Consider the following 8365-nt stretch of genomic DNA (forward strand, 5'->3'; position numbering starts at 1 on the left):
GCTGAAATCCCTATTTCAGGCCCGCTCGCCGCGCGCGGCGTGCGTTTCCCAGTAGCCTAGAGCAGCCCGAGCTGCTTTTCCTGGCGCACCTTGCGGCCCACGAGCCTGGTGCGGGCGAATCCGTCCTCGGGCAGCTCGGCCAGGTAGCGCGAGGGATCCAGGGCCAGCTCCTTGCCGTACAGGGTGCGCTGTATGGCGTGGGACAGGTAGAGGCGGGTCTTGGCTCGGGTCATGCCCACGTAGAGCAGGCGGCGTTCCTCGTCCTCGGCCCCGGGCTCCAGCTCGATCCGCGCGTGGTTCCCGGCCGTGAGCGCGGCCCCGGCGAAGGGCAGGATGCCGTCCTCCAGGCTGGGCAGGAACACAGCCTCGAATTCCAGGCCCTTGGACGCGTGCAGGGTCATGATCTGGACCTTCTCGGCCTTGGCCCGAACCGTGTCCAGCTCGCTCTGCAGGTGCACCTGGTTCAGGAGCTCGGGCCAGCCTCCGCATTCCGCGTGCATTTTTGAGAGCTTCTTGAACTCCGGGCCGGTCCAGAAAAGATGGTCGAAGGGCGGGTTGCTCTGCAGGTACGCGGCCAGGGCCACGGGGCCCCGGAAGAGCACGCGCTCGGGGATGTCCAGGCCCGCGTCGGCCTCGTCCTCCTCGTCCTCCTCGGCCCCACCCGCGATGCCCAGGGTGCGCCCGGCCGCCGCCAGGATGGCCGCCACGCGGGGCTCCAGCCAGAAGGCCTCGGCCTCGGGCACGGAGCAGGGCAGACCCAGGCGGTCCAGGGTCGCGGCCAGGGGGGCCATGAGGCCCTTGAAGCGCACCAGCACGGCGATGTCCCCGGGGGACAGGCCGCCGCCGCTTTCCCCGCCGTCGGCCAGGGAATGGCTGGTGGAGCCGATGAGCTCGCGGATGCGTTCGCCTATCCAGGCCGCCTCGCGCCCGGCGCTGGGCGCCTTGAACAAATGGATGTCGGCCTTGACCCGGCGGTGGGCCAAGAGGCGCGGGGCCGAGGGCGCCAGGGGGGCGGAGGCGTCCAGCACGCCCTGGGCGCTGCGGTAGTTCTCGTCCAGGCCCACGACCTGCGTTTCCGGCCACCACTCCCTGAAGCGCGCGGCCACGTCGGCTTCGGCGCCCCGGAAGGAATAGATGGACTGGTTGGGGTCGCCGATGGCGAACACGCCCTTGCCCCCGGGGCAGGCCAGGGCGTGCACCAGCTTGAGCTGCAGGGCCGAGAGGTCCTGGACCTCGTCCACCAGGATGTGGGTGTAGGGGTTGGGCCAGATCTCGGCTTCGATCTGTTCCAGCCAGAAGGTCAAGAGATCCGTGTAGTCCGCCAGGTTCCAGGATTCCTTGGCCTTGGTGTAGAAGTGGAAATGCTCGGCCAGGTCCGGCCCGGGCTCCCGCATGCGCTCGCGGGCCAGGCCGATGGCCTCGTGCACCCGGCGCAGCTCGCGCCCCGTGAGCCCCGTGGCCTCGGACAGCACCCGGCGCGAGGCGTCCTCCGTGAGCACGGTGGGCATCTCGCCGTAGGCCTCGGTCCAGCATTCGTAGGCCAGGGCGTGCATGGTGTCGGCCCGTGGCAGGGCCTCCTTTTCCCCGCGCAGGCCGAGCAGGCGCTGGGACAGTTCCCCGGCGGCGCGGCGCGTGAAGGTCAGGGTCAGGATGTGGCGCGGGGTCTCGCCCTGGGCCAGGAGGCGGTCCACCCGGCCCATGAGGGTCTGGGTCTTGCCCGTGCCCGGCCCGGCCACCACCAGCACGGGGCCCGGCCCGGCGTCGATGGCCTTCTGCTGCGCCGGGTTGTAGCGCACGCCTCCGTCCTCCAACAGGGACAGGGGGCTGGCCATGGGCTCGGGTTCGGCCGCCGGCACGGGCCTGGGCGCGGCCGCCTTGGGCCGGGGCAGGGGCATCAGCGACCCTCCGCCCGTGATCTCGGCCCGCTCCTGGGGCGTGAATACGGAAATGGTGCCGTACTGGCCGTCGAATCCGGGCTGGCGGTAGACCTCGCCCTTGCGCATGCGGCCCACGCCCTCGGCCAGGGGCGCGGAGACCTTGGCCAGGGCTTCCAGGGGCACGTCCTGGAGGATGCCCAGCTCGGACCCGAAGCGTGCGATGAGCCGCCCGTAGAAGGCCTTGACCCGCTTGGTGTTCGGGCCGAAGCCGAGGATTTCGCCGACGATCTCGGGCAGGGGGATCAGGGAGCTGAATCCGGGCGCGTCCGCAGGTTGCCTGGGCTCCTGGCGGTCCGCCAGGTCCATGATGCGGTGCAGCACGCCCACGGTCAGCGGCTTGCCGCACACCGGGCAGATGCCGCCCCGGGACAGGGTCTCCCCGGGCTCCATGACCACGCCGCAGGCCCGGTGCCCGTCCAGGTGGTATTTGCCCTCCTCGGGGAAGAATTCCAGGGTGCCCAGGAACTTGTGCCCCAGGGCCTCGCCCCTGAGCGCGCGGTAGATGCCCTCGTAGGACGGCTCGCCCGAGAAGATGTTGGCCTCGCGGGCCAGCTTTTCGCCGGAGTGGGCGTCGGAGTTGGAGATCAGGCGGTAGCGGTCCAGGGCGGACCACATCCAGTTCATCTCCGGGTCCGAGGACAGGCCCGTCTCCATGGCGAAGATCTCCCCGGCCAGGTCTCCGAAGCATTCCTCCACGCTGTCGAAGCCGCTCTTGGACCCGAACAGGGCGAACCACGGGGTCCAGATGTGCGCGGGCACCACGAAGGCCTGGGGCCCGGTCTCCAGGACCATCTCCAGCAGGTCGCGGGAGTCCAGCCCCAGGATGGGCCTGCCGTCCGAGGCCAGGTTGCCCACCTGCTCCAGCCTGCGCGTGAAGGCCTTGGCCATGTCCAGGTTGGGCATGAACACCAGGTTGTGGACCTTGCGGGTCTGGCCGTGGCGCTTGTAGATGGAGCTGATTTCCGTGACCAGCATGAAGCGCGTCTGCCCGGCCAGGGGATAGCCCTCCAAAAAGGGCACCTCGCGCTCCAGGCGGCGGCTGTCCTTCAGGGTGAACAGGCCGGAGCCGTCGGGCACGAGCCGGTCTTCGATCTCGGCCAGCCATTCGGGGTGCGTGAAGTCGCCCGTTGCCAGCACGTCCAGACCCTTGACCCTGGCCCAGGCGGCCAGAAGCCGCAGGTCCAGCTTCTTGCTTGTGGCCCGGGAAAACCGGGAGTGGATATGCAGATCGGCCCGAAAGAGTTCCATGGCTAGCCGTGCGAAAACGGTGTTTGGGGTTGGAATTCCCGGACTATAGACTCCCGGGCAACGCGGGGCAAGCGCAAAGGCGGGGGCTGGGCCGGGCGGGTCAGGACCGGCTGGCGAAGCTCTTGAAGTCGGCCAGGGCCCTGTCCTGCGCCAGGACGCGCACGGCGTTCAACTCCTCGAAGTTGCGCGTAAGCAGCGATACGGCCTCCGGGTCCAGGGCGTTTTCCACGGCCATGGACTTGAGCACCTTGAGGGCGGCTTCGCGGTTCATGCCCGCGCGGTAGGGTCTGTCCTCGGTGAGGGCGGTGAACACGTCGGCCACGGCCATGATGCGCGAGCCCCGGTCCAGGGCCGGGGCGTCCAGGTGGCGCGGGTAGCCGCGCCCGTCCAGGCGCTCGTGGTGGTTGCCCGCCCAGGCGGCCACGGTCTCCAGGCCCGGTATGCCCGAGAGCACGGCCAGGGTGTGGTCGGCGTGGGCGCGCATGCGCGTGAATTCGGCGTCGTCCAGGGGCCCGGGTTTTTCCAGGATGGCCTGGGGCACGGCCAGCTTGCCCAGGTCGTGGAGGTTGCCGGCCACGGCCATGGTGCGCAGGGACAGGCCGTCCCCGCCCGCCAGGCGCAGGAGCGCCCCGGCCGAGGCGGCCACGCCCCGGGAATGGGTGGCCGTGAAGCGGCTGCGGAAGTCGATGATCTGGGAGAAGAGTTCCGAGAAGCGCAGGGCCCCGGTCATGTCCAGGCTTTCGTCCAGGGGCGCGGCCAGGCCCTTCAGGAAGGCCCGTTCGTCCTCGGCCCGCATGCCCTGCAGGAAGTCGGGGCCGGCGGCCAGTTCGCCCAGGGCCTCCACGTGGGCCGGGGCGAACCACGTGCCCGCATGGGGGGCCAGTATGGCGTGGATGCTCGCCAGGTCCGAGGGGGCCTGGGGGCTTCTGAGGCGCACGTCCACCCGGTCCGCCAGGTGCAGGAGCTTGGCCGCGTCCAGCACGTCCGGGGCGGCGTCCGCTTCCGCGCTCTGGTCGTGGCGCAGGTGGTGGTGGCGGATGATGCCCGCGATGCGCTCGAATCCCGGAAAGGAGCGCAAGAGCCGCCAGCCCACCTCGGCGTGCATGACCTGATCGGTCTCGAACTCCAGGGCGTCCAGGCGCACGCGCAGGGAGAACGCGCCGATGTCGTGGGTCAGCCCGGCCAGGGTCAACTCGGCCAGGGCCATGGGGTTGAGCCCCAGCACCTGCCCCAGGCGCGCGGCCACGGCCGTGACGCGTGTGTGGTGGTCCACCACTTGCGGGCTGATGAGGTCCATGGCGCTGGACAGCCCCCCCACGAGATCGAAGAGGGAGATACCGTCGGGTCTGGAACCGGGCGTGAGGTCTGGCGAGATGTGTTCGGTCATGGTCGGTGTATCCCGGAAACGGGACAATAGACGGGACGAAGGGGAAAGAAAAGCTTTAGTGGCGGGGCGGCCCGGGAATCGTCCCGGGCCGCCGCCAAAGGGTCATGCGGGGGCCTGTATGGAGCCTTCGGAGAGCATGCGTTCGATCTGGGCCACGTCCTTGTCGCCGCGCCCGGAGAGGTTGACCAGCACGATCTTGTCCTGCCCCAGGGTGGGGGCCAGGCGCATGGCGTGGGCCAGGGCGTGGGCCGACTCCAGGGCCGGGATGATGCCCTCGGCCCGGGACAGGGCGAAGAAGGCGTCCACGGCCTCGGCGTCGCTGGCCGTGAAGTATTCGGCGCGGCCGATGTCCTTGAGGTAGCTGTGCTCCGGGCCCACGCTGGGGTAGTCCAGCCCGGCGGAGATGGAGTACACGGGCGCGGCCTCGCCGTTCTCGTCCTGGAGCATGTAGGACGTGAACCCGTGCAGCACACCGGGGGTGCCCAGGCTCAGGGACGCGGCGTGGTTGCCCGGGGTCAGGCCCCGGCCCGAGGGCTCCACCCCGTGCAGGGCCACGGAGGGTTCGCCCAGGAAGTCCGCGAACAGGCCGATGGCGTTGGACCCGCCGCCCACGCAGGCCACCAGATAGTCGGGCAGGCGGCCCTCCAGCTCCGTGATCTGCTCGCGGGCCTCGCGGCCGATGACGGCCTGGAAGTGCTTGACCATGGCCGGGTAGGGGTGCGGTCCCACGGCCGAGCCCAGCAGATAGAAGGTGTTGGCGGCGTCCTCGATCCAGGCGCCCAGGGCCTCGTCCACGGCCTCTTTGAGGGTGCGCTGGCCGCTCATGGCCGGGCGCACCTCCGCGCCCATCATGCGCATGCGGAAGACGTTCAGCTTCTGGCGCTCCATGTCTTCGGCGCCCATGACGATGACGCAGTCCATGCCCATGAGTGCGGCCGTGGCGGCCGTGGCCACGCCGTGCTGGCCCGCGCCGGTTTCGGCGATGATCTTCTTCTTGCCCATGCGCTTGGCCAGCAGGATCTGGCCGATGGTGTTGTTGACCTTGTGCGCGCCCAGGTGGTTCAGGTCCTCGCGCTTCAAGTATATTTTGGCCCCGCCCAGGGTCTTGGTGAGGTTCTCGCAGAGATAGACCGGCGAGGGGCGGCCCGTGTAGTGGCGTTGGTAATAGGCCAGCTCCTTGAGGAATTCGGGGTCGTCCTTGTAGCGCGTGAACGCCGCGTTGAGCTCGTCCATCACCGCCACGAGTTCCGGGGGCAGGAACTGGCCGCCGTGGGCGCCGAAGAAACCTTTGGAATCGGGAAGCTGGGTCATGTGCTCGCTCCTTTGGGCCGGCCCCGGCGGCGGGCATGAAAAAACCGCGGCCGGATTTCCAGCCGCGGTTGTGATGTTGCCTTGTTATTGTGCGCAGTCCAGGCAAGATCGTGCGGCTCTGACTAGCAGAGCCACCACCAGAATCGAAACGTGGGGGTGATGCCGTTGGTGCGCATGGACCGAAACATGCACAGCCGCGTCCCGATTGTCAAGGTTTGGCGTCGGTCTCCATCTTCAGGGCGTCGTAGGAGTACTCCGAAAGGTAATCCAGGAGATCCTCGGACGCGGCCTCGGCCTTGATGACCTCGCCCTTGGCCACGGCGCGCATGATGGTCGCGTGGTGCGTGGCCCCGTCCGCGAGGGAGCCGCCGTTTCTGAGGTTCACGATCCAGAAGCGGCGGGACAGGCCCTGCACGGAGCCCATGACCCGCTGGAAGTATTCGTTGTTCGTGGCCTCGGCCAGGAGGTCGTGGATTTCCCGCATGGCCTCCAGGGTGCCCTGGGCGTCGTTCGCCTCGGCCGCCTTGAGGATCTCGTCGGCCAGCTGCAGCATGCGCCGTTTCTGGGCGACGTCGCCGCGAAGCGCCGCGTAGCGCACACACAAGGGCTCCAGGCCCCGGCGCACCTCCAGGAGCTTGAGCTGGCTCTCGGCGGTCACGGGCGGGAACTGGACCCCCCGGCGCGGATGCACCACCACCATCTTGTCGTGGGCCAGCCGCTGCAAGGCCTCGCGCACGGGCGTGCGCCCCATGTCCAGCATGGAGGCCAGCTGCTTTTCGGAATACATGTCCTGGGAATTGAGTTCCTCGAACACGATCATGCGCTCCAGCATGGAGCGGGCCTTTTCCGCCAGGCTCGTGGTTTGCTCTTCCATTCCTCCCCCCGGAGTATTGAGTCTGCCATATAAGATACAAGAAAACACGGCCCATGGCAATTGCCGGCTGGCGAATAGGGACAGATTGGGGCATTTTGCGGGGGTAGGCTTCGCAATCGGAGGGAAAAGAACCATGGTAATCTGCTTTTTCGGAGATTCTTTGGTGGGGGGCACGGGCGATCCGGCCTTCCTGGGCTGGCCCGGCCGGGTCTGCGTCTCCCTTGCGGCCTCGGGCCGCGCCTTGACATGCTACAACCTGGGCGTGCGCCAGGACGCCAGCCCCCGTCTGGCCGCGCGCTGGGAGGACGAGGCCGCGCGCAGGCGCATGGAAGGCTGGGAAACGCGGCTGGTCTTCTCCTTCGGCACCGCGGACACGGTGATCCGCGACGGCCGACGCGCCGTGGCCCTGGAGGATACGGAAAACAACGCCCGCGCCATTCTGGCCAAGGCTGCGGCCGACCACCCCGTGCTGTTCGTCGGCCCTCCCCCGGTGGCCGGGGAGGAGCATTGCGCGCGCAACGCCGAGGTCAACAGCCGCCTGGGCACGGTGTGCGCGGAACTGGGCGTCCCTTATCTGGATTTGTATTCGCGGCTGGTGGGCGCGGAGCCGTATTTGGCGGACGTGCGTGCCGGGGATGGGGTGCATCCGCGCGCCGCGGGATACGGCATCATCGCCGAGATGGTTGGGGAGTGGCCGGCTTGGGGCGAATGGTTTGAATGAGGAAGGGGTGCTAAAGGGACGTTTGCGGTGTTGCGGGGGCTCGTGTGTTTTTGTCGTGGCGCAAAACCACTTGTGCCCTCCCGCCCGCCCACCGCGTTCCCTCGCGGGTAGGGCGTTGGTTTGTCGGGAGTGTTGGAATGGGTGGCGCGGCCGCGCCCCATGCGGGTACGAGGGGCTTCGCTTCGCTGATTACCATCACAGCCGCTACGCCCCCCGCACCCGCATGGGGCGCTGGAACGTCACTGTGGTGCGGTCCTCCGTTGATTTCTCCCCTCGTGTCGCGGCACAGGTGATGCCGCCCCGTCGCACGAGCCCGGCTTCGCTTCGCTGATTTCCATCACAGCCGCTACGCCGGGCAGCGCGCCGGGGCTTGGGGAGCAACTGGTGCAGTGCCGTAAATAGCACTGCACCATGGGGCCAAGTATGATTTCAGCCCGCGTCCCTATCGTCAGGTAGGATACTTCTTCTTTTCCCCGTCGCGTTCTCGGATCGGGAGGCTTTCCGCCGGTGACTCGGCGCGTGGCGCGGGAGAGGCTCGCGACCGCCTGGATTTGTCCCGCCCCTGCGGCGCAGCCGCGCGGCGGGGGAAATCCTTCGAAGGGAGCGCGCCTCTCCCGCGTTACGCGCCCGCAGCGCTACAAACCCTCCCCCAAAACCACCCCCTCATACCTGTTGCGGAACGCGGCGGGAGGGCGGGTGGGCACGGTTGGTTTTGCGTTACAGCAGACTGGCGTTCGCCCAATCAAATCATCGGGGCGACGCGGAGGCGTATCGCGAAGCCCCGCCAAAGCCCCTGCCCCGCCGACACGCGCGGCCTTCTTGGGAAGACAAACCTTGGCGTTACCCATGGCTCTAAGGGTGCGGTATCGCCTCCACTTTAAGAGGGG

Annotated in this window: 5 protein-coding genes; 1 reads left to right on the forward strand and 4 read right to left on the reverse strand. The window is 68.6% G+C overall.

Features of this window, described 5'->3' with window-relative positions; genetic code table 11:
• Positions 1 to 56 precede the first annotated feature (56 nt).
• The 4 genes from ACYYG1_RS07945 to ACYYG1_RS07960 form a co-directional block, all read right to left on the reverse strand.
• On the reverse strand, positions 57 to 3185 hold the full coding sequence (locus ACYYG1_RS07945) for a UvrD-helicase domain-containing protein (RefSeq protein ID WP_461209762.1): 3129 nt from the start codon (positions 3183 to 3185) through the stop codon (positions 57 to 59).
• 100 nt (positions 3186 to 3285) lie between these two features.
• Positions 3286 to 4572: an HD domain-containing phosphohydrolase gene (locus ACYYG1_RS07950; RefSeq protein WP_461209763.1), complete on the reverse strand. Its 1287-nt coding sequence runs from the start codon at positions 4570 to 4572 to the stop codon at positions 3286 to 3288.
• Positions 4573 to 4674: 102 nt separating this feature from the next.
• Positions 4675 to 5883, reverse strand: a complete 1209-nt coding sequence (gene trpB, locus ACYYG1_RS07955; protein WP_461209764.1) for a tryptophan synthase subunit beta — start codon at positions 5881 to 5883, stop codon at positions 4675 to 4677.
• Positions 5884 to 6091: 208 nt separating this feature from the next.
• On the reverse strand, positions 6092 to 6757 hold the full coding sequence (locus tag ACYYG1_RS07960) for a GntR family transcriptional regulator (protein WP_461209765.1): 666 nt from the start codon (positions 6755 to 6757) through the stop codon (positions 6092 to 6094).
• 133 nt (positions 6758 to 6890) lie between these two features.
• Here ACYYG1_RS07960 and ACYYG1_RS07965 point away from each other — a divergent pair, with 133 nt between their 5' ends.
• The gene (locus ACYYG1_RS07965; protein ID WP_461209766.1) at positions 6891 to 7478 is read left to right on the forward strand and encodes a GDSL-type esterase/lipase family protein; all 588 of its coding nucleotides are present in this window, start codon (positions 6891 to 6893) and stop codon (positions 7476 to 7478) included.
• The last annotated feature ends 887 nt before the right edge of the window (positions 7479 to 8365 follow it).

It is taken from the genome of Desulfocurvus sp. DL1XJH-121 (assembly GCF_054819825.1).